The 19,486-nt window shown below is 70.9% G+C and carries 21 protein-coding genes; 9 read left to right on the plus strand and 12 right to left on the minus strand.

Annotated elements, in window-relative coordinates; all coding sequences use genetic code 11:
- Nucleotides 1-141 precede the first annotated feature (141 nt).
- Nucleotides 142-1,776 carry an MDR family MFS transporter gene (locus OTB19_RS36650; protein WP_420716985.1) on the plus strand — a complete coding sequence of 545 codons (1,635 nt, stop codon included), beginning with the start codon at nt 142-144 and terminating at the stop codon, nt 1,774-1,776.
- A 100-nt stretch (nt 1,777-1,876) separates the two neighbouring features.
- On the opposite strand, the gene OTB19_RS36655 is transcribed toward OTB19_RS36650, so the two are convergent.
- From OTB19_RS36655 to OTB19_RS36690, 8 genes are all read right to left on the minus strand, one after another.
- On the minus strand, nt 1,877-4,114 hold the full coding sequence (locus OTB19_RS36655) for an ArnT family glycosyltransferase (RefSeq protein ID WP_267803086.1): 2,238 nt from the start codon (nt 4,112-4,114) through the stop codon (nt 1,877-1,879).
- Complete coding sequence (locus tag OTB19_RS36660; RefSeq protein ID WP_267803087.1) at nt 4,111-5,385, minus strand: glycosyltransferase; 1,275 nt, start codon at nt 5,383-5,385, stop codon at nt 4,111-4,113. Before OTB19_RS36660 ends, OTB19_RS36655 begins: the two co-directional genes overlap by 4 nt.
- Before the next feature lie 25 nt (nt 5,386-5,410).
- Nucleotides 5,411-6,871, minus strand: coding sequence for a sensor histidine kinase (locus OTB19_RS36665; RefSeq protein ID WP_420716986.1), 1,461 nt, complete (start codon nt 6,869-6,871; stop codon nt 5,411-5,413).
- Between the two features lie 77 nt (nt 6,872-6,948).
- Nucleotides 6,949-7,716 (minus strand): response regulator transcription factor, encoded by a 768-nt coding sequence (locus OTB19_RS36670; RefSeq protein WP_267803089.1) that lies wholly within the window; start codon nt 7,714-7,716, stop codon nt 6,949-6,951.
- A gap of 166 nt (nt 7,717-7,882) precedes the next feature.
- Nucleotides 7,883-8,740 (minus strand): amidohydrolase family protein, encoded by an 858-nt coding sequence (locus OTB19_RS36675; RefSeq protein WP_267803105.1) that lies wholly within the window; start codon nt 8,738-8,740, stop codon nt 7,883-7,885.
- A 103-nt stretch (nt 8,741-8,843) separates the two neighbouring features.
- On the minus strand, nt 8,844-9,185 hold the full coding sequence (locus OTB19_RS36680) for an antibiotic biosynthesis monooxygenase family protein (RefSeq protein ID WP_267803090.1): 342 nt from the start codon (nt 9,183-9,185) through the stop codon (nt 8,844-8,846).
- A gap of 141 nt (nt 9,186-9,326) precedes the next feature.
- A complete protein-coding gene (locus OTB19_RS36685; protein ID WP_267803091.1) occupies nt 9,327-10,208 on the minus strand; it encodes a DUF2797 domain-containing protein in 882 nt (293 codons plus the stop codon).
- A complete protein-coding gene (locus OTB19_RS36690) occupies nt 10,205-10,639 on the minus strand; it encodes an Lrp/AsnC family transcriptional regulator (protein WP_053684114.1) in 435 nt (144 codons plus the stop codon). Before OTB19_RS36690 ends, OTB19_RS36685 begins: the two co-directional genes overlap by 4 nt.
- Before the next feature lie 108 nt (nt 10,640-10,747).
- Here OTB19_RS36690 and OTB19_RS36695 point away from each other — a divergent pair, with 108 nt between their 5' ends.
- The gene (locus OTB19_RS36695) at nt 10,748-11,662 is read left to right on the plus strand and encodes an SMP-30/gluconolactonase/LRE family protein (RefSeq protein WP_267803092.1); all 915 of its coding nucleotides are present in this window, start codon (nt 10,748-10,750) and stop codon (nt 11,660-11,662) included.
- A gap of 56 nt (nt 11,663-11,718) precedes the next feature.
- Here OTB19_RS36695 and OTB19_RS36700 read toward each other — a convergent pair whose 3' ends face one another.
- From OTB19_RS36700 to OTB19_RS36715, 4 genes are all read right to left on the minus strand, one after another.
- On the minus strand, nt 11,719-12,087 hold the full coding sequence (locus OTB19_RS36700; protein ID WP_267803093.1) for a PH domain-containing protein: 369 nt from the start codon (nt 12,085-12,087) through the stop codon (nt 11,719-11,721).
- A 246-nt stretch (nt 12,088-12,333) separates the two neighbouring features.
- The gene (locus OTB19_RS36705) at nt 12,334-13,125 is read right to left on the minus strand and encodes a hypothetical protein (RefSeq protein WP_267803094.1); all 792 of its coding nucleotides are present in this window, start codon (nt 13,123-13,125) and stop codon (nt 12,334-12,336) included.
- Between the two features lie 540 nt (nt 13,126-13,665).
- On the minus strand, nt 13,666-14,364 hold the full coding sequence (locus OTB19_RS36710) for an HAD family hydrolase (protein WP_267803095.1): 699 nt from the start codon (nt 14,362-14,364) through the stop codon (nt 13,666-13,668).
- Nucleotides 14,354-15,217 (minus strand): winged helix-turn-helix domain-containing protein, encoded by an 864-nt coding sequence (locus tag OTB19_RS36715; RefSeq protein WP_267803096.1) that lies wholly within the window; start codon nt 15,215-15,217, stop codon nt 14,354-14,356. The genes OTB19_RS36710 and OTB19_RS36715 overlap by 11 nt, the downstream gene beginning before the upstream one ends.
- Nucleotides 15,218-15,370: 153 nt before the next feature.
- On the opposite strand from OTB19_RS36715, the gene OTB19_RS36720 reads away from it, so the two are divergent.
- From OTB19_RS36720 to OTB19_RS36755, 7 genes are all read left to right on the plus strand, one after another.
- Complete coding sequence (locus OTB19_RS36720) at nt 15,371-15,700, plus strand: hypothetical protein (protein WP_266614957.1); 330 nt, start codon at nt 15,371-15,373, stop codon at nt 15,698-15,700.
- Between the two features lie 2 nt (nt 15,701-15,702).
- Nucleotides 15,703-17,052 (plus strand): FtsK/SpoIIIE domain-containing protein, encoded by a 1,350-nt coding sequence (locus tag OTB19_RS36725; RefSeq protein ID WP_267803098.1) that lies wholly within the window; start codon nt 15,703-15,705, stop codon nt 17,050-17,052.
- Nucleotides 17,053-17,390: 338 nt separating this feature from the next.
- Nucleotides 17,391-18,086 (plus strand): DUF2637 domain-containing protein, encoded by a 696-nt coding sequence (locus OTB19_RS36735; protein ID WP_267803100.1) that lies wholly within the window; start codon nt 17,391-17,393, stop codon nt 18,084-18,086.
- 20 nt (nt 18,087-18,106) lie between these two features.
- Complete coding sequence (locus OTB19_RS36740) at nt 18,107-18,295, plus strand: mobile element transfer protein (protein ID WP_267803102.1); 189 nt, start codon at nt 18,107-18,109, stop codon at nt 18,293-18,295.
- Between the two features lie 20 nt (nt 18,296-18,315).
- A complete protein-coding gene (locus OTB19_RS36745) occupies nt 18,316-18,471 on the plus strand; it encodes a hypothetical protein (protein ID WP_267803103.1) in 156 nt (51 codons plus the stop codon).
- Nucleotides 18,472-18,483: 12 nt separating this feature from the next.
- The gene (locus tag OTB19_RS36750) at nt 18,484-18,816 is read left to right on the plus strand and encodes a SpdD-like protein (protein WP_267803104.1); all 333 of its coding nucleotides are present in this window, start codon (nt 18,484-18,486) and stop codon (nt 18,814-18,816) included.
- A gap of 4 nt (nt 18,817-18,820) precedes the next feature.
- Complete coding sequence (locus OTB19_RS36755) at nt 18,821-19,366, plus strand: GGDEF domain-containing protein (RefSeq protein ID WP_324290579.1); 546 nt, start codon at nt 18,821-18,823, stop codon at nt 19,364-19,366.
- Nucleotides 19,367-19,486 lie beyond the last annotated feature (120 nt).

Raw genomic sequence — 19,486 nt, forward strand, 5'->3', positions numbered from 1 at the left:
CTTCCTGCCCTCAGGCCTGCCCTTCGGCAGTCCCGAGGACTGCCTCGACTGCGCCTGCTACCTCTACCTCGGCGACCAGCCGACCTGACCAACACCCCTCCACGAACTTTCGCGGTGCAGCACTAGAACCCGAGGAAAAGCATGGCAACGACCACACCCGACGGTGTGCGGGAAAGCGGCCGATCGGAGACCACGTCCGACGGCACGCCCATGACGCACCCGCAGATCATGAAGGCCCTGTCCGGGCTGATGCTCGGCATGTTCGTGGCGATCCTGTCGTCCACGATCGTCTCCAACGCCCTGCCCCAGATCATCAGTGATCTCGGCGGCACCCAGGCCTCCTACACCTGGGTCGTCACCGCCGCTCTGCTGTCGATGACGGCCGCGACCCCGCTCTGGGGCAAGCTGTCCGACCTCTTCAGCAAGAAGCTGCTGGTCCAGATATCCCTGGTGATCTACGTCCTCGGCTCCGTGGTCGCGGGCCTGTCCCAGAACACAGGCATGCTCATCGCGTGCCGCGTGGTCCAGGGCATCGGCGTCGGCGGCTTGTCCGCCCTCGCCCAGATCGTGATGGCCGCGATGATCTCCCCGCGCGAGCGCGGCCGCTACAGCGGCTACCTCGGTGCGGTGTTCGCCGTGGCCACCGTCGGCGGGCCGCTGCTCGGCGGCGTCATCACCGACACCGACTGGCTCGGCTGGCGCTGGTGCTTCTACGTCGGCGTGCCCTTCGCGATCATCGCGCTGATCGTGCTCCAGAAGACGCTGAAGCTCCCGGTGGTCCGGCGCGACGTCAAGGTGGACTGGCTGGGCGCCTTCCTGGTCAGCGGCGCCGTGTCGCTGCTGCTGATCTGGGTCACCCAGGCCGGCGACTCGTACGACTGGATCTCCTGGACCAGCCTGGCGATGACCGCCGGTTCGGTGGCCCTCGGCGCGCTCTTCGTCCTCGTCGAATCCCGCGCGAGCGACCCGATCATCCCGCTGCGGCTGTTCCGCAACAAGACCATCACCCTGGCCTCGGCGGCCTCCCTGTTCGTCGGCATCGCCATGTTCTCGGGCACGGTCTTTTTCAGCCAGTTCTTCCAGTTGGCCCGCGGCGAGTCCCCCACGATGTCCGGAATCCTCACGATTCCGATGATCGGCGGGCTCTTCGTCTCCTCCACTCTTTCCGGTGCGGTGATCACCAAGACCGGCAAGTGGAAGGCCTGGCTCGTCGCCGGCGGCGTGCTGCTGACCGCCGGACTCGGACTGCTGGGCACCCTGCGGTACGACACCCCGTACTGGCACATCGCGATCCACATGGCGCTGACCGGACTCGGTCTCGGCATGATGATGCAGAACCTGGTCCTCGCCACCCAGAACCAGGTGGCCCCCGAGGACCTGGGCTCCGCCAGCTCCGTCGTCACCTTCTTCCGGTCGCTCGGCGGCGCCGTGGGCGTCTCGGCGCTCGGCGCGGTCATGGCCAACCGGGTCACCCACTACGTCCAGGACGGGCTGACCGCCCTCGGGCCGAAGGCCGCCGCGATGGGCCACGGAGGCACCGCCGGCGGCGGGATCCCCGACCTCGACACGCTGCCCGCGCCGTTCCGTACGGTGATCGAGTCCGCCTACGGGCACGGCGTCGGTGACGTCTTCCTGTACGCCGCCCCGTTCGCCCTGCTCTCCCTGCTCCTGGTGCTGTTCATCAAGGAGGTCGCCCTGAAGTCGAAGCCGGCCGCCCACGCGCCCATGGCCGAGAGCGCCCCGCAGGCCCCGGCGACCACGTCGATCAAGGCCTGACCCGCCCGGTCCCCCACGTACGCGAAGCTCCGGCAGGGCTGTTGCCCGGCCGGAGCTCCGCGCGTTCCGGGGTCGGTCCGCGGCCCCCGCGGCGGTCGGATCAGGACGTGCCGGTGGCGCCGGAAGCGGGGGTCAGGTCGTAGAAGGTGGCGCCGCCGACCGTTTCGGCCTTGAAGTTGGCCTTCACCCAGGTCTCGATGGCGCTGCTCGCGCCACCACCGGGGCCGCCGCCCATCCGGGTCGTGCCCGGACCCTGGGCCGTGCCGTCGTCCTCGGTGCCGGCCCGGCCGGTGGAGCCGCCCTGGCCGGTGGAGCCCTGGCCGATGAACCAGTGGATCTTGCCGGCCTTCACGTACGCCTTGAACTGCTCCAGGGTCGGGGAGGGGTCACTCCCGTTGAAGCCGCCGATCGGCATCACGGGCACGCCCGAGGCGAGCTGGTAACTCGCCGCGTTCTGCGAGCCGATGGCGGCCGCCGCCCAGGTGTACCGCGAGGCGTCGGCGCGCAGGGCGGCCGTCGCCTCGGCGCTCGCCCGGGTGCCGTTGAGCAGTCCGCCGGCGCCGCCGGGCCCGCCGCCGCCCGGACCGTTCCCGAGCCGCTCGCCGCCTCCGGGCGCCTGGCCGCCGGGACCCCCCTGACCGCCGGGAGCCTGACCGCCGGGGGCCTGGCCGCCGCCGGACACGGTCCCGCCGGGACCGCCCTGGGTACCGCCCTGCGCACCACCCGGGAACCCGCCCTGGGGAGCGCCGCCCTGGCCGCCCTGGCCGAACGCACCGCCGCCCCGGCCGTAGAAGGCCCGCATGCCCGGGCCGCCTCCCGGCCCCCGACCGCCCGCGACCGCCGGGCCGGCGGTGACGATCGAGCCCGTGTGCGGGGTGTTCACCGTCGTCAGGCAGTACGCGAGGGGCCCGGCCAGCGCGGCTGCGAGGCCCACCCCGGCCACCGCGAGCAGGACCGGGCGGCCCAGTCGCGCCGCGAACGGCAGGAGCACCGCCGCTCCGAGGCCGGCGACCAGTACGGTCCAGCGCAGCCAGGGCAGGTACCCCTCGGCGCGGCCCAGCAGGACGAAGGCCCACCAGGCGGTGAGCGCGAGGGTTCCGGCGAGGGTGAGGGAGGCCGCGCGGCTGCCCCGTTCCTCCCACAGGACGGCCACGCCCATGCCGACCAGCGCGGCCACGAAGGGGGCCAGGGCGACGGTGTAGTACTCGTGGAAGATGCCCTGCATGTAGCTGAAGACCACCGCGGTGATCAGCAGCGATCCCCCCCAGGCCAGGAAGGCCGCGCGGGCCATCCCCTCCAGCGAGTCGGCGGCCCGGCGGGCGCGCCAGGTGATCACCAGGCCCGCCACCAGCAGTACCAGGGCGGCCGGCAGCAGCCAGGAGATCTGTCCGCCGATGTTGCCCGCGAAGAGCCGGTCGATGCCGGTCTCGCCCCAGCCGCCTCCGCCACCGCCGCCACCGCCGGGGCGACCGCCCCCGCCGACGCTGCCGGTCTCGTTGCCGTTGATCCGGCCGAGGCCGTTGTAGCCCAGGGTCAGTTCCAGGAAGGAGTTGTTCTGCGAGCCGCCGATGTACGGGCGGGAGGCCGCCGGCCACAGCTCGACGACGGCCACCCACCAGCCGCCGGCCACCACCATCGCCAGCCCGGAGAGCAGCAGTTGTCCGAGCCGCCTGCGCAGCCCGGTCGGCGCGCAGACCGCGTACAGCAGGGCGAGCGGCGGCAGGATCACGAAGGCCTGGAGGGTCTTCGTCAGGAACGCGAACCCGACCGCGACACCCGCCCAGACGAGCCACTTGGTGTGCGCCCCGTCGAGGGCCCGCAGCACGCAGTACACCGTGACCGTCAGGAGCAGGGTCAGCAGCGCGTCGGGGTTGTTGAAGCGGAACATCAGCGCGGCGACCGGGGTCAACGCGAACGCGGCCCCGCCGATCAAGGCCGCCGCGGGCCCGAACTGGCGGCGCACGGAGGCGTACAGGACGGCGGTGGTTCCCACACCCATCAGGGCCTGGGGAACGAGGATCTGCCAGGCCCCGAGCCCGAACAGCCGGACGGACAGCGCCATCGGCCACAGGGCGGCCGGGGGCTTGTCGACGGTGATGGAGTTCCCCGCGTCCGAGGACCCGAAGAAGAAGGCCTTCCAGCTCTCCGAGCCCGCCTGGACGGCGGCGGAGTAGAAGGAGTTCGCGTAGCCGGAGGCGCCCAGGTTCCACAGCAGCAGCAGGCCGGTCGCGAGCAGCAGGACGACGTACGCGGGACGTTCCCAGCGCGGCCTGCCGATCACGACGTCGACCGCGGCGGGCGGGGAGGACGGGAAGAGGGGGACTGCTGCCGTGGTCATCGGTTGTCGTCCTTCGCGGGAGTGCCGCGCCGCTCGGGGAACACCCAGGCGCGGAAGAGCAGGAAGCGCAGCACGGTGGCGGCGAGGTTGGCCGTGATCAGGACGGCGAGTTCGATGCCGTGGGCCGGCTCGGTGGTGGCCGCGCCGAGCGCGGCCAGGGAGCCGCTGGTCAACGCCAGGCCGATGCCGAACACGACCAAGCCCTGGGCCTGGTGGCGCACGGCCCGGGCGCGGCCGCGCACGCCGAAGGTGAGCCGGCGGTTCGCGGCGGTGTTGGCCACGGCCGACAGCAGCAGCGCGGCGGCGTTGGCGGCCTGCGGCCCGACCGAGGAGCGGAAGGCAGAGTAGAGCAGCAGGTAGAGCAGCGTGCTCAGCAGCCCGACGGCGCAGAAGCCGAGGAGCTGCCGGGCCAGCCCGCGCGGTACCTCGGGCAGGGCGGTCCGGTCGCGCGGATCGTCCCCGAAGGGACGGGCGAGCCGGTCCAGTGGCAGCGCCCCGATGGCCAGCGCGCGACCCACCCGCCACATGCCCCGGAGGTCCTCGGCGGCCGTGCGGGCGATGTGGACGGTGGTGTCGGGGTCGTCGACCCAGTCCACCGGCACCTCGTGGATCCGCAGCCCGGCCCGCTCGGCGAGGACGAGCAGCTCGGTGTCGAAGAACCAGCCGGTGTCCTCCACCAGCGGCAGCAGCCGTTCCGCGACCTCCCGCCGGATCGCCTTGAACCCGCACTGGGCGTCGCTGAAGCGGGCGGAGAGGGAGGAGCGGAGCAGCAGGTTGTAGGCGCGGGAGACGAACTCGCGCTTCGCGCCGCGCACCACGCGCGAGGAGCGGGCGAGGCGGGTGCCGATGGCGAGGTCGGAGTGGCCCGAGATCAGCGGGGCGACCAGCGGCAGCAGCGCGTTGAGGTCGGTGGACAGGTCCACGTCCATGTACGCGAGCACGGGTGCCTCGGAGTGGGACCACACGGTGCGCAGGGCGCGGCCCCGGCCCTTCTCCTCCAGCCGGGTGCTGCGTACGCCCTCGACGGCGGCGGCGAGGCCGGCCGCGACCTCGGGGGTGCGGTCGGTGCTCGCGTTGTCGGCGATGGTGATCCGGAACGGGTACGGGAAGGTGCGGGTGAGGTGCTCGTGGAGCCGGCGCACACACGGTCCGAGGTCCTTCTCCTCGTTGAACACCGGGATCACCACGTCGAGTACGGGCACACCGGGCACGGGCGCCAGGGGCGCGCGGGCCGGGAGGGCTCCGGGGCCGGGAGAGGTGTCGGTTGGCATGCACCGACAGTCGCCGGTGGGGCTGTCACCGTTGTGTGGTGAGCCTGTGCCCCGTCTGTGAGTCCGTGGCGGTCGCGAGCGGCAGCCGTACCTCGAAGCTGGTGCGACCCGGCCGGCTGTGTACGTCGACCTGTCCCCCGTGGGCCGAGACCACGGCCTGGACGATGGCGAGCCCGAGACCGGTGGAGCCCGCCGACCTGGAGCGGGAGGCGTCGCCGCGCGCGAACCGCTCGAAGACGTGGGGGAGGAGTTCGGAGGGGATGCCGGGCCCGTCGTCCTCGACCAGCAGCCGGACGGCGGATGTTTCACGTGAAACGTGCGCGGTGACGGTGGTGCCGGGCGGGGTGTGGGTGCGGGCGTTGGCGAGGAGGTTGACCAGGACCTGCTGGATGCGGGCCGGGTCGGCGCGGATCGGCGCGGGCTCGTCGGGGAGGTTCAACCGCCAGTGGTGCGCGGGACCGGCGGCCCGGGCGTCACTGACGGCGTCCACGACGAGCGGGGCCAGATCGGTGTCCGTGGCTCCCGTGGACAGCGGGCGCCCGGCGTCCAACCGGGCCAGGAGCAGCAGGTCTTCGACGAGGCCGGTCATCCGGGTGGCCTCGGACTCGATCCGGCCCAGCGCGTGCCGGGTGTCGGGGCCGGGCTGCTCGTGACCGCGCCGGGTCAGTTCGGCGTAGCCGCGGATGGAGGCCAGCGGGGTACGCAGCTCGTGGCTGGCGTCGGCGACGAACTGGCGGACCCGCATCTCGCTCTGCTGTCGGGCGGTGAGGGCGGAGGAGACGTGGCCCAGCATCCGGTTCAGGGCCGCGCCGACCTGCCCCACCTCGGTGCGGGGGTCGGCCTCCGCGTCGGGAACGCGTTCGTGCAGGGCGGGTTCACCGCTGTGCAGGGGGAGTTCGGAGACCCGGGTGGCGGTGGCGGCGACCCGGTGCAGGGGGCGCAGGGCGACGCCGACGAGCGCCTGACCCGCGAGGGAGGCGGCGATCAGCCCGGCCAGGGTGACGAAGACCTCCACCGCGACCAGGGTGTGGACGGTGGAATCCACGTCGCTGAGCGGGAAGCCGAGTACGAGGCTGCCGTCGGGGGAGGTCAGCACCCGGTAGCCGCCGAGCTGCGGCAGTTCCACGTCGGTCGGGTCGGACCCGCCCGGGGCGGACACGTGGGCGGCCTGCTCCAGCGCCGCCGTCTGGCCGTCGGTGAGCGGCTGGCGGTGGTCGAGGTCGGGACCCCCCACGGCCGCGCTGCGGGCGGTGCCGATGACCTTCCCGTCGGAGTCGAGCCGGATCCCGGCGGCGCCGAGGGGGCTGCCGGGGGCCAGGACGAATCCCAGGCTGTTCTCGCGGGCGGCCTTGCCGGCGCCGGGCCCGCGGAGCGCCATGTCGAGGGAGACCCGCAGCTGGTCGTCGAGCTTGTCGACCAGGTTCTCGCGCAGCGCGAGCGTGGTGACGGTGCCGATGGCCGCGCCGACGACGGCGATGAGCGCCACCGCCGACAGGACGAGTCGGGTCCGCAGCGACCACGGCCGGCGGGGCCGGCCACCTCGTCGCAGTCGACGTACGGGCACTACTCGGCCGGCTTGATCAGGTAGCCGGCGCCGCGGCGGGTATGGATCATCGGGGGCCATCCGGGGCCGCTCTCCAGCTTCCGTCGCAGGTAGGAGATGTACAGCTCGACGACGTTGGCCTGGCCGCCGAAGTCGTAGGACCACACCCGGTCCAGGATCTGCGCCTTGCTGAGCACGCGGCGCGGGTTGCGCATCAGGTAACGCAGCAGCTCGAACTCGGTGGCGGTCAGATGGACCTCCCGGCCGTCCCGGGTGACCTCGTGGCTGTCCTCGTCGAGCCGCAGGTCGCCCACGACCAGGACGGATCCCCCGCGCGCGGCCTGCGCCGCGCCGGAGCGCCGGACCAGGCCGCGCAGCCGGGCCACGACCTCCTCCAGGCTGAACGGCTTGGTGACGTAGTCGTCGCCGCCCGCCGTCAGGCCCGCGATCCGGTCCTCGACGGAGTCCTTGGCGGTCAGGAACAGCACCGGGACCTGGGGGAGCTCCCGGCGGAGCCGGCCGAGTACGGCCAGCCCGTCCATGTCCGGGAGCATGATGTCGAGCAGCACCACGTCGGGGCGGAACTCGCGGGCCGCGCGGACCGCGCCCGCCCCGTCCCCGGCGCTGCGGACCTCGCAGCCCTCGTAGCGCAGGGCCATGGACAGCAGTTCGGAGAGCGCGGCCTCGTCGTCGACCACGAGCACCCGGCAGGGGCTGCCGTCGGGCCGGACGAGGGCCGTGTGATTGCCGGTGGACGTGGACGCGTGTGAGGTGGTCGTCGCAGTCATGCCCACACGCTGACCGAGGCCTCTGAGAGCGTTCTTGCGCCTACCTGTGAATTTCCTGAGAAACGCCCGCCCGCACCGCCCGCCGGAGCCCGAAACGGGCGCAACCGGGGGATGCGGGGCGGATCGGGCGGGTGCGGGCCGGGCGTCGCCGTCGGACCGGCGGGGCTCAGGGCAGCCGGAACAGCCGGGCTCCGTTGTCGTGGCAGACCGCGCGCAGCCAGTCGTCCCCGAGGCCGAGGCGCTCCAGGGCCGCGAGCTGGTGCTCGTAGGGGTAGGGGATGTTCGGGAAGTCGGTGCCCAGCAGGATCCGGTCGCCGAGGTCGACGAGCCGCCCCAGGTCCCCGGCCGGGAAGCCGCTGAACTGCTCGGAGAAGTCGGTGAAGGACATGGTGGTGTCCAGCCGGACCTCGCCGTACCGCTCGGCGAGGTCGAGGAAGTCGGCGTACTCGGGCATCCCCATGTGCGCGATCACCAGGGGCAGCCGGGGGTGGCGGGCCAGCAGCCGGGCGACGGGTTCGGGCCCGGTGTGCTTGCCGGGCACGGGTCCCGAGCCGCAGTGGATCACGATGGGGATCCCGGCCTCCGCCAGCAGCCCCCAGACCGCTTCGAGCCGGTCGTCGTTCGGGTCGTACCCGCCGACCTGGAGGTGCGCCTTGAAGACCCGCGCCCCGGCCTCGACGGCCCGGGCGGCGTACGCCGCCGCCCCGTCCTCCGGGAAGAAGGTCGCGGTGTGCAGGCAGTCGGGGGTCCGCGCGGCGAAATCGGCGGCCCAGGCGTTCAGCCAGGCCGCCATCGCCGGCTTGTGCGGGTAGAGCATGGCGGTGAAGGCGCGCACCCCGAACCGCCGGAGCAGCGCGACCCGCTGCTCCTCCTCGTGCCGGTAGGTGATCGGCCACTCGACGCCGGTCAGCGGGCCGACCGCGTCGAAGTAGTCCCACACCTTGTCCAGGACCCGCTCGGGCATGAAGTGGGTGTGCACGTCGACCAGTCCGGGCAGCCCGAGCCGCTCCCGGAAGACGCGCACCGCCTCCGCCGTCGCCTCCTCCGCCGTTTCCCCGGAGGCCGGGTCGGTGGTCGGCTCGTTGGTGGGCGCGGGCCTCGGCTCGATGGGCGGCTCGGGGCTCGGCTCAGTGCTCGGCGCGGACAAATCCGTGGCTCCGTTCGACGGTCGCGACGTGCAGGGTGTAGCTCTCGTACCAGTCCTCGCGGCCCCGCCGCATGGCCGCCCGGTGCTCCCGGTCCTCGCGCCAGGCCGTCAGCGACTCCTCGTCGCGGAAGTAGGCGACGGTGATGCCGAGACCGCCCGGGGTGCGCGCGGACTCGTGGCCGAGGAGGCCGGGGTTGGCCGCGACCAGCTCGCCCATCCGGGCGCCCGTCTCCGGGTAGTCGCTCTCGTCGGCGGTGCGGACATCGGTGAAGACGGCCATCAGGTACGGCGGTTCGAACGCCGGTACGGGCTGGATGTTCATGCCCACCACCCTCTGCGGCGGGCCCCCGGGATGTCCACAGGAAAGCCGTCCACGAGGCCAAAGGGATCCAAGACTTGACCATGGACGGCCGGCGCGACCTTCACGACGGGCACCTCGGCCGAGGCTGCTGGCCCGCGCCCGTCAGAACAGCCCTTCCTGCCCGACCTCCGGGGACGGCGGCGCGACAACGGCCGTCGGCACCTCCACACCGCCGTCCTCCCGCGGTGCGACCAGCTCCCAGCCGGCGAGCAGTCGGGCGTCCACCACCAGCCCGTCCGCGAAGTGCAGATCCGGTCCGGCCGCGCCCACGAGGGTCCCCGTCACCGTCCCGTCGGGCACCATCTCGGTGACCACCCGTGCGGGTTCGGGCAGCGTGTCGAGGCCGAACGGGACGGCGTGGTCGACGACTTCGCAGCCCAGCCGCTCCAGCGACTCCGGCCATCCCGGCAGGGCCGCGGCCCGGGCGTGCAGCTCGGCCACCTCCCCGGCCCGCTCCGCGCGCGGCGGCAGGTGGGCCCGTACGGCGCGCTTGCGGGCGTACGCGATCCGATCGGGCACCCCGAGGGCGGCCCGCAGGAGTTCCTCGGTGCGCCGGGTCGCCATCAGCGGCCCGCGCCCGAGCCAGGCCCAGGTCACCGCGCCCTGCTCCAGCAACCGGGCCGGGCCGCGCTCCTCGGCGGTGATGCCGACCTTGAGCAGGCCGGGGCCGAACCACGCCAGGTACACCCGGTACGTGCGCGGATCGGCGACGTTGGTGTCGGCGGCCACCGAGAAGGACCGGTCCAGCCGGGCGCACTCGGGACACTGGGAGCTCCCCGCCCGGCCCGGCACCGGTCGGCCGGTCGGGCACGGGGTCCGCCTGCCGGCCCGCCACACACCCAGGCAGTGCCGCTCGCCCCGGGCGGCGAAGGCCAGCCGGTGCCCGTACCCGAGCACGCCGACGCGCTCCCCGCGCTCGGGCCCGTACCAGCCGATGGACGGGCCGCCGTCCTTCCAGCGGATGCCGGTGCACCACCAGGTCACAGCGGGAGCGGCCGTTCGAAGAAGGTGTCCAGGACGACGGTGGCCTGCGTTCCGCTGACCCCGTCGATGGCGTAGAGGCGGCGCAGTACGTCCTGTAGCTGCACGGTGGTGGCGGAGCGGACCTTGACCAGCACCGACGCGCTGCCGGCGATGACGTGCGCCTCCTGGATCTCCGGGATCGCGGCGAAGGCCTCCGCCGAGTCTCCCATCCAGGCGTTGGAGTCGACCATCACGTAGGCCAGCACCCCGCTGCCCACGGCGGCCGGGTCCACGTCGACCGTGGTCCGCCGGATCACTCCGCGCTCGCGCAGTTTCCGTACGCGCTCGTGCGTGGCGCCGGCCGAGAGGCCGACGGCCGCGCCGAGGGCCGCGTAGGACTGGCCCGCGTCCTGCTGGAGGCGCAGGACGAGCGCCCGGTCGATGTCGTCCACGCGATCTTCCTCTCATGTGCCCGTCGGGCCTTGCGAAGACGGTACCTGATCCTGCAATCTCACCATCACACCGAACATCATTCGGCCAAGCAAGCATCAGGGGGAACCGTGTCAGCTATCGCAGACCTCGACCTGTACGAGATTCTGGACGATCGTTTCCGCACGGGCCGTTGCGCCAACGGCGACGTGCGCCTGGAGCGCCTGTACGACGACTGCCGCTGGGCGGAAGGACCGCTCTACCTGCCCGCCTGGCGGCAACTCGTGTGGAGCGACATCCCCAACGACCGCATGCTGCGCTGGGACGAGGCGACCGGCGCCGTCTCCGTCTTCCGCTCCCCGGCCGGCCACTCCAACGGCAACACCCTCGACCGCGAAGGCCGCCTGATCACCTGCGAGCAGGGCAACCGGCGCGTCACCCGCACCGAACCGGACGGCAGCCTCACGGTCCTGGCGGACCACTGGGACGGCAAGCGTCTCAACAGCCCGAACGACGCGGTCGTGCGCTCGGACGGCTCCGTCTGGTTCTCCGACCCGGACTTCGGCATCACCAACGACTACGAGGGCCACCGCGCCCCGAGCGAGATCGGCGCCTGCAACCTCTACCGCGCCGACCCCGCGACGGGCGAGGTCCGGCTGGTCGCGGACGGCTTCCTGGGCCCGAACGGCCTCGTCTTCTCCCCGGACGAGAGCGAGCTGTACGCCGCCGACACCCGCGCGGGCCACATCCGCGCCTTCAAGGTCACCGACGACGGGACCCTGACCCACGACCGGGTGTTCGCCGTCTGCCCCTCCGTGGACAACATCCGCTTCGACGACCAGGGCCGGCTGTGGGCGGCGGCCATGGCGGACGGCGTGCGCTGCCACGCGGCGGACGGCACCCTGATCGGCCGACTCCGCGTTCCGGAGCCGGTCTCGAACATCACCTTCGGCGGCCCCAAGAACAACCGCCTCTTCATCACCGCCACCACCTCGCTGTACTCCCTGGTGATGTCGGTGACCGGCCTCCCCCGCGTGGCCCGCTGAACCCCGCCGCGCACGGGAGCGCACGGCACGGACGCACCCGGCGCCCGACCAACGGCCTACCGGGCGACGAACTGCGTCAGGATCGCCTGCACCTCGTAGATGTCGACGCCCTTGGTGAAGGTCTTCTCCACCGCGGGCGTCGTGCCGCCCGATATCCAGATCTTCAGCTCGGCATCGAGATCGAAGTGACCGGCGGTCTCCACCGAGAAGTGCGTGATGCTGCGGTAGGGGATGGAGTGGTACTCCACCTTCTTGCCCGTGATGCCCTGCTTGTCGACGAGCACCAGCCGCCGATCGGTGAACAGGATGGTGTCGCGGATCAGGAGGTACGCGGCGTGCACCTGCTCCCCCTGGCCCAGCAGCCGCTGGTAGTCCCGCTGCGCCGACACCGGATCGACGGTGTGCGCGTTCCCGAACAGGCCCATGGAACTTCCCTTCGAAGACTCAACGACCCTCGAAAGGCTAGCCGGCCCCTCCCCGCCCGACGTCGTCCACCAGACCGACCCCCACCCGGAGATCCCCCGGAGACACCGAGGCCCGGGAAACGCGAGAGGCCCTCAGGATTTCTCCTGAGGGCCTCTGGCCTGCTGTGCACTCGGCAGGATTCGAACCTGCAACCTTCTGATCCGTAGCTCTAGCCAGCCCGGTCAGGACCGGTCATACCAGCCAGTTCAGGGCCTATCTGAGCCGTTTCCATTCGGGGACGGTTGGTGTGGTTGCGGTACACCGCTGCTGTACGGCCCTTCCACCGGCTCCGTTTGCCGCCCGGTTGACGGGTGGGCTGAACCTCCGCCCTCCGCCGCAAACAACCTGCGTCGACGGCGGGCATTTAACATTCGCCGCAAAACAGACGGTCGCTCAATCTTCGCAACATCTAGATCTATGCGCGCCGCACTCTCAAAAAGGTCGATTGCGGGACCCATCGCCAAGATTGCCTCGTAGACCTCGCCTGTAGTTCCGCGAGTTGACTCCACAGCCCCAGTTGCATCCCAAGAGAAATCAAACATTCGCTTCGCCACCGATGGCGCGAATCCCTCAGAAAGAATTGATATCTCGGCGATTAGGTGCTCCGCCTCCTCATTAAGGCTGAAAGCCCGCTCAAGGGCCTCCTGCACGATCTCCAAGCTGGTCGCATCGAAAATCGACACATCACCCGTGTCCGGCGGAACATCGCTGGCCTGGGTGATCGTGAAGGCCGTTCGACCCAGCTCTCGTAGACGCTGACGTTCCACATCCGAGGGCAGCATCGCGGCAGCGCTGTACAGAATCCTCTTGACCTCGTTCATCTTGTAAAGGAGGTCCTTGAAGGCGCGAAACCGATCCGCATGCCACCGGCGATCATCATCAGCGGTTCGCCTTTCCCTCTCCGCCCGACGCTGCAAGATCTGAGTCATGATGGCGGCGGCCAACGTACCTGCAACGCCTAGCGCGGCCAGGGCAAACTGAACGGATGATTGGCTCACGTTCGGAGGCTAACGTCCTCTCATCAGGGACGGGGGCTTTACGTGAAATCCAAAGGCGCACAGAGACTCAACACGGCTGCCACATCTCACCCCCAACTCCCATCCCGTCTGCCGTCGGCCCATGACACGTTGAGCGGGCGCGGTGCCGGGCGTCCAGGTGGAGCGCCCAACTGGACGAACGACCTGGACGCCCGGTGCCGTGTCTGCTCGGCTTGTCCTGGGTCGATGGCAGACGGGATGGGAGTTCCCCGCCTCAACCCTCCACGGGCCGGCACTCGCCAACGGCGCCCCCGCATCCCGGAGCCGGAGGCCCCCGCCGGAGGCATGTCGGTGAGTGATGGCACCGCGGACCCGTAGGGGACTGGCTCATGCCCTTGGGCCTATCCCGCCTTGCAGGGGCGGGCGTCGGCGCAGCGGGGGCGGAGCGGGCCGCAGGCAGGAGCGTCGCCCCGAGCGGAGCCGGGAAGCCCGCCCGGCGGAGCGCAGCGCAGCCGGGTGCCTTGATGAGGTAGAGAAACCTGTAACAGGTCCGTTCTGCTCCTACGGCTGCGCCGCGGCAAGCGCCTCCGCGACGTCGTGCATGGCATCCGTGACGGTGTTGGCTCCCGCTTCCGCGAAGAGAGCCGCCTTGTGAGGCTTGTTGGCGTAGCCAATGACCGTAGTGCCGGCCGCATGAGCCGCTTCGATGTCTGTAAGCGAGTCACCGATCAGCGTGCAGTGCGTGACGTCTACGTGTGCCTGTTCGGCTGCCGTGATGAGCGGGAACGGGTTGGGCTTCATCAAGTGGGGCTGCCCGGAGGGTCGGCCTACGATCGCGGTGACGTACTCCCCGAGGCCATGCGCATCGAGGAAGTATCCAACGCACGCGGCAGAGTTGTTGCTCACAACCAGCACAATGCGTCCGGACGCTCGCGCGGCCTGAAGGGCTTCCGTCGCACCGGGAGTCGGCGGGCCGGCCACTGCCACGGCTTCGATCTCTGCGGCTGTCAGTGCACGCTCGACCTCTTGGCCGATAGCCGCATCGGCTTCATGGGCAATGCGCAGGACTTCGATCGGGTCGTCAGTCTCGGCGGCCTTGGCGCCTGCGGCTTCGTTCTGCGTGGAGAGCAGAGCCGCGAGCTGCTTGGCGACCTCGGAAGCGGGCAGTCCTGCGAAGACATCGCATACGGGGCCGTCGAAGTCGAAGAAGACCACGCGGGCGCTCTCCAGGACTCCTGAGAGCCGGTCGTCATGCGTCAAGGTCGTAGTCCCTTCCGATGGTCTCCCACACGCTGTCGAACCACATGCGGGCCTGCTGGACCTGCTGTGCGCCGCTGGAAGACTCGCCGTCATTGATCGAGTGGTGGAAGAGCGTGGTGTCCTTGCCCACCAGGTCATAGATCTCGATCGTTTCACCCTGGGCGACGACCTTGTTCGGGCGGATCGGGTAGTACCCGAAGAACGAATCCTCGTTGTTGATCACGTAGAGCTTGAAGAACTGCGTGCCGCTGTGGACGCGGACGTCAATCCGGGTCTCGGCGACGAGTCCCAGGTGCCCCAACTCGGCGATGGCGTCACGGATGCTGCGGGTGTAGCTGACCATGATGTCGTGCATGCGGTCGCGTAGCCGCTCGTCGTCCGCTCCGTCGGCCATGCGAACCGGCGCGGCCTGAGGCACGGACATGTCCGGGACGAGTATCCGCATGGCGATGCTCGATGGTGTGAGTCGGCCGACTCGGATCTTGTCCAACGGCTCCTGAAGCGCCCCGTGCAGCGTCTCGCTGGAGAAGCCGGCGAAGTCGATGGTCACGTGATCCTTGGAGAACGCCTGCTCGACGTACGGCCTCAGCCCCGCCGGCCGCTCGGTCCGGTTCCGGACGAACACGCCGCTGCCCTTTCGGGAGACCACCAGCCCCTCGTCTTCGAGGTCGCGCAGTGCGCGCTGGATCGTCGCCCGTGCGAACCCATACAGCTCCGTCAGTTCCTTGTGTGACGGGAGCTTCTCGCCCGGGGCCAGCCGCCGCGTTCGGATAGCAGCACTGAGGCTGCTGGCCACCTGCTCGTAGGGCGCTCGGTCGTCGTCTGGGTCTAGGGGCTGGGGGACGAAGGTCATGGATCGATGGTAGGTGAGCCGGCCTAGGTCAGGACAGTCATGCCAGTCATGTTGTTGACATGGCTAGCCATCTCTCCTACCTTTTAGATGTGACCAACCGGGCTAGCCAAGTTGGTCATCTGGCTTCCTGCTGGCATCTCTGAAGGAGAAACCATGCCGTCGTTCAAGGTGGACACGTCGACCGCCGTGGTGTTCGTCGCCACCGCCCCTACCCCGAAGCTCGTGAGCAAGCAGACCGGTGAGCGCGCCATGGACCGGGAGACCGGTGCTGGGCTGTCAACGGTGGGGCTGCTGATCTCGGACGAGGGGGAGGGCAACCTCTACCAGGTGACCGTCCCGGAGACCGGTCTCCCCGAGGGGCTGACGCCGGGCATGCCGGTGTCGGTGATCGGTCTCAAGGCGCGGGACTGGGAGAACACGTTCAACGGCCAGACCCGGCACGGCATCTCGTTCCGCGCCGTCGCCCTCACCGCCGGCGCCTGATCATGGCCGATCTGACGACCTTATGGGAGGTAGGTCTCCCCCTGGCCGGGGCGGGCGGCGGTCTCGGCTACGCGAAGGCTCGCGCACCGCGCGTGTTCTGGTCCGTGGTCGGGCTTCCGGTGGCGCGGGTGCGGTTCGCGGTCACGTATCGCTCCACGATGGACGTGTGCGGGCTGACGGTACAGCCGTCCCGCCTGCGGGCGTTCCTGGTCCACAACGTCGCCCGGCGCAGTGATGTGCAGCCCGTGCCGCCGAAGATCCGGCGTGTTCGAGGCTCCTCGACCGGCATGCGGGTCACCCTGCGTCTTCCGGCAGGGCTGGAGCCCGCTGATGTGGTCGCGGCTTCCGAACGGCTGCGGCACGCCTGGGGGGTTCACTCCGTCAACGTGGTCGCGACCCGGCCGGGCTTCGTCGAGCTGCGGATGACCGGTTACGACGTACTGCGGCGGGTGAAGATGCCGAGCCGGCTCCCCGCGGGGCCGATGACGGTCCCGGTCGCGCTCCGGGAGGACGGCACCGCGTTCGTTCGGGACTACCTCAAGGTTCCGCACGCTCTGACGCTCGGCGCCAACCAGTCCGGCAAGTCCATGTACCTCCGCAACCTGATCGTCGGTCTCGCCCGTCTGCGGGTCGCCCTGGTCGGCATCGACTGCAAGCGCGGTGTCGAACAGCGCGGATACGCACCGCGTCTGTCGGCGCTCGCCATCACGCCGGACGAGGCCTCAGGGCTCCTGGACGCGCTCGTGGACGAGATGGAAGACCGCTTCGACCTGCTGAGCCATCACGGGGCCGCCGATGTGTGGGCGCTGCCCGAGGCTGTCCGACCGGTGCCGATCGTGCTGCTGGTGGACGAGGTGGCGGAACTGTTCCTCGTGGCCGGTAAGAAGGACGAGGAACGTCGGGACCACATGGTCACGCAGATGATTCGCCTCGGTCAGATGGCCCGCGCGGCCGGCATCTACCTGGAGATCTGCGGCCAGCGGTTCGGGTCCGATCTCGGCAAGGGCGCCACCACGCTTCGGGCCCAGCTCACCGGCCGTGTCGTTCACCGGGTCAACGACAAGCAGACCGCAGACATGGGGCTTGGCGACATCGCCCCGGACGCGGTGGTGGCCGTGACGACGATCCCGCCGGACAAGCCCGGTGTCGCGGTGGCCGGTGACTCCTCCGGCGGCTGGTCCCGGATTCGCACCCCCGAGTTGAGCGCGGACGAAGCCTCTGCGATCTGCGTCCAGTTCGCGCACCTGACCCCGGCCCTTCCGGCTCTCGCCCCGTACCGGCCGGCGGTCCCCGCCGCACCCGCGGGCGCCGGGCCCGTCCCGCTCGTGAAGCCGATTCCGGCGACGGACTAACAACCCCTCTCCCTCGGTCGGCGTGACCGTCTCACGCCAGGTCCCTACCCGAGCCATGCCTGAACCCGAAGGGAACCGCCATGAGCACCGAGAAGAAGCCAGTGGCCCGACGGCCCCGCTCGCCCAAGCCCGTTGCTGCCCCGCCGCCCTGCGTCACCTGCGACGGAACGGGAGAGACCAAAACGGCCGTACGGGTCGGGCGCAAGCGCCGGGAGATCGGCGCCACGCAGACGGGACTTTGCCCGAGCTGCCTGGGGTCCGGCACTCCCTGACCGATTCCGAATTCGCCGGTGCCGGACCCCGCGCTTGGCATCGGCCTCCCCGAAAGGAGGTGGCTCGTGTCCCGCACTCTCCGCCTGGATCCCGTGCTCATCCAGGCCGCCATAGCCGGCGCCCTGTCCTTCGCCCACCTGCACGACCTGGCAGCAGCAGCCGGACAGGACGGCTGGAAGGCATGGGCCTACCCCGTCAGCGTCGACCTGCTGTTGGTCGCCGCCTGGCGCCGGATGCGTACGGACGCGGAGAACCGCGACGCCTGGCTCTGGTTCGCCATCGCCCTCACCGCATCACTCGGCGCCAACGTCGCCACCGCCGGGCTGCTCGACCTGCAAGACGTACCGGCCTGGCTGCGCATCCTCGTCGCCGGCTGGCCCGCCCTCGCGTTCCTCGGCGGCACGCTCCTCGCCCACACCCCCGCATCGCCCCCGACCCCGGCCTCCGAGCTGGAGCCGGAGCCGGAGCCGGAGTTCACGGATCAGCAGCACATCGAACCCGCGGTGGACGTGACCGTGGAACGCGCCCCCGAACAGACCCCGGAACTCCCGCCGGCGGAACCCACCCCGGAAGACGTGCCACCCCAGCCCGCTCCCGCGCCGGTCGCCGTGCCCGTGCCGCCGGCCCTGCTCGACCACGCCCGAAAGATCGCCCACGCCCATCACGCGCAGACCGGCGCCCCGATCGACGCGGCAACGCTCCGCGGTCGCCTCGGTGTCCCGTCCGCTCTGGCGGAGTCGATCGCCGCTCAACTCGCCTGACCTGAAAGGAGACAGAACCCGTGCGCCCGAACCGCTTCCACAACGTCACCCGCTTCGGCCCGGTGCACGTCGGCAGCCACAACGACGGCCGGGGCCGCACCCTGCACACCGCTGTGTGCACGGCCCCCGGCTGCAACTTCTCCGCCGACTACCCCACCCGAGCCGGCGCCGAACTCGCCGCCCGCACCCACCGCTGCAACCCACGCTGATCGCGAAGGAGACCCGTCACATGGACGTACCGCTCTGGCTCGCCCTGATCGTCGTCGGCGCCCTCGGAATCAAGCTCATCCGCCCGCCCTGGTGGCTCGTCGCCGTGATCCTCCTCGGCGGCTACATCCTCGCCAGCAGTGTCCTGGCCCCGCTCATCGACCCGATCACCAAGTAGGGAGACCCCGCCATGCTCCGACCGCGCATCCCGGTCAACCCGCTCCCGACCGGCATCGTCACCCCGCTCGCCCAGCCCATTCCCGTCTCCGCCGTCGAGCCCCGTCACGAGCCCTCGGCCACGGCCGGTGTCCACCACACACCCGCTACCGTCCCGGCCCGCTCCGCGATTCAGCTCACCCCCGGCACGGTGGTCGCCATCGCCGCCGGCGGTGGTGCCGTGGTCCTGGTCGTCGGCGCCGTCCTCGTGTCGATGCTCTTGACGGTCGCCATCACCGGTGTCTCCGTCGCCGTGATCGCGGTGGTCCTGCGCCTGCTCGTCAAGGACCTCCAGAAGGGGCGGTGACGTGATGGACACACACGTCATCGCCGCCGGCTTACCGGCCCTGGGCTGGGCCCTGCACGGCGGAATGCTCTGGCGCCGCCTGGCCACCGCCCGCCGCGACCCCCTGACCGGCCTGCACACCCGCGCCGGATGGACCACCCGCGCCGAACACATGGTGGCCAATCACCCGGGGGCCATCGTTGTCCTGGTCGACCTGGACGACTTCAAGGCCATCAACGACACCCACGGCCACGCCGCCGGTGACATGGTGCTCGCCGCGACCGCCCGCCGCCTGACCGCCTGGTGCGGCCGGCACGGTATCGCCGCTCGCCTCGGCGGTGACGAATTCGCCGCCATCGTCGCGCACCCCGGCCGCACTCCGGGCCTGCAAGCCCTTCGCACCGCCTTGGACCAGCCCGTCACGCACCACGGACTCACCCTGCCGGTCTCGGCCTCGGTAGGCCACTGCCACCGCGCAGACCTGCCGGCGCCCACCCTCACCGACGCGCTGTCCGCCGCCGACTCCGCGATGTACGCGGCCAAGGGCCACGGCAGGCGCAACACACGCTAAGTGGTCTGCGTCGTAAGTCCTTCGGGGGTTGATCACGCGGCCTTGGCGGCGGAGGATTCTTCTGGGTGATCGGCGGTGTGCTGGTCGAGCCTGGCCAGGAGATCGTCCAGGTCGGAGGTG

The sequence above is a fragment of the Streptomyces sp. H27-H5 genome, from assembly GCF_026627505.1.
Taxonomy (GTDB): domain Bacteria; phylum Actinomycetota; class Actinomycetes; order Streptomycetales; family Streptomycetaceae; genus Streptomyces.

Excerpts from the sequence above, each read along its gene's own strand:
- OTB19_RS36650 (WP_420716985.1), top strand. The coding sequence starts at position 142 with ATGGCAACGACCACACCCGACGGTGTGCGGGAAAGCGGCCGATCGGAG.
- OTB19_RS36655 (WP_267803086.1), bottom strand. The coding sequence starts at position 4,114 with ATGACCACGGCAGCAGTCCCCCTCTTCCCGTCCTCCCCGCCCGCCGCG.
- OTB19_RS36660 (WP_267803087.1), bottom strand. The coding sequence starts at position 5,385 with ATGCCAACCGACACCTCTCCCGGCCCCGGAGCCCTCCCGGCCCGCGCG.
- OTB19_RS36670 (WP_267803089.1), bottom strand. The coding sequence starts at position 7,716 with ATGACTGCGACGACCACCTCACACGCGTCCACGTCCACCGGCAATCAC.
- OTB19_RS36680 (WP_267803090.1), bottom strand. The coding sequence starts at position 9,185 with ATGAACATCCAGCCCGTACCGGCGTTCGAACCGCCGTACCTGATGGCC.
- OTB19_RS36700 (WP_267803093.1), bottom strand. The coding sequence starts at position 12,087 with ATGGGCCTGTTCGGGAACGCGCACACCGTCGATCCGGTGTCGGCGCAG.
- OTB19_RS36715 (WP_267803096.1), bottom strand. The coding sequence starts at position 15,217 with ATGACCTTCGTCCCCCAGCCCCTAGACCCAGACGACGACCGAGCGCCC.
- OTB19_RS36720 (WP_266614957.1), top strand. The coding sequence starts at position 15,371 with ATGCCGTCGTTCAAGGTGGACACGTCGACCGCCGTGGTGTTCGTCGCC.
- OTB19_RS36725 (WP_267803098.1), top strand. The coding sequence starts at position 15,703 with ATGGCCGATCTGACGACCTTATGGGAGGTAGGTCTCCCCCTGGCCGGG.
- OTB19_RS36745 (WP_267803103.1), top strand. The coding sequence starts at position 18,316 with ATGGACGTACCGCTCTGGCTCGCCCTGATCGTCGTCGGCGCCCTCGGA.
- OTB19_RS36750 (WP_267803104.1), top strand. The coding sequence starts at position 18,484 with ATGCTCCGACCGCGCATCCCGGTCAACCCGCTCCCGACCGGCATCGTC.
- OTB19_RS36755 (WP_324290579.1), top strand. The coding sequence starts at position 18,821 with ATGGACACACACGTCATCGCCGCCGGCTTACCGGCCCTGGGCTGGGCC.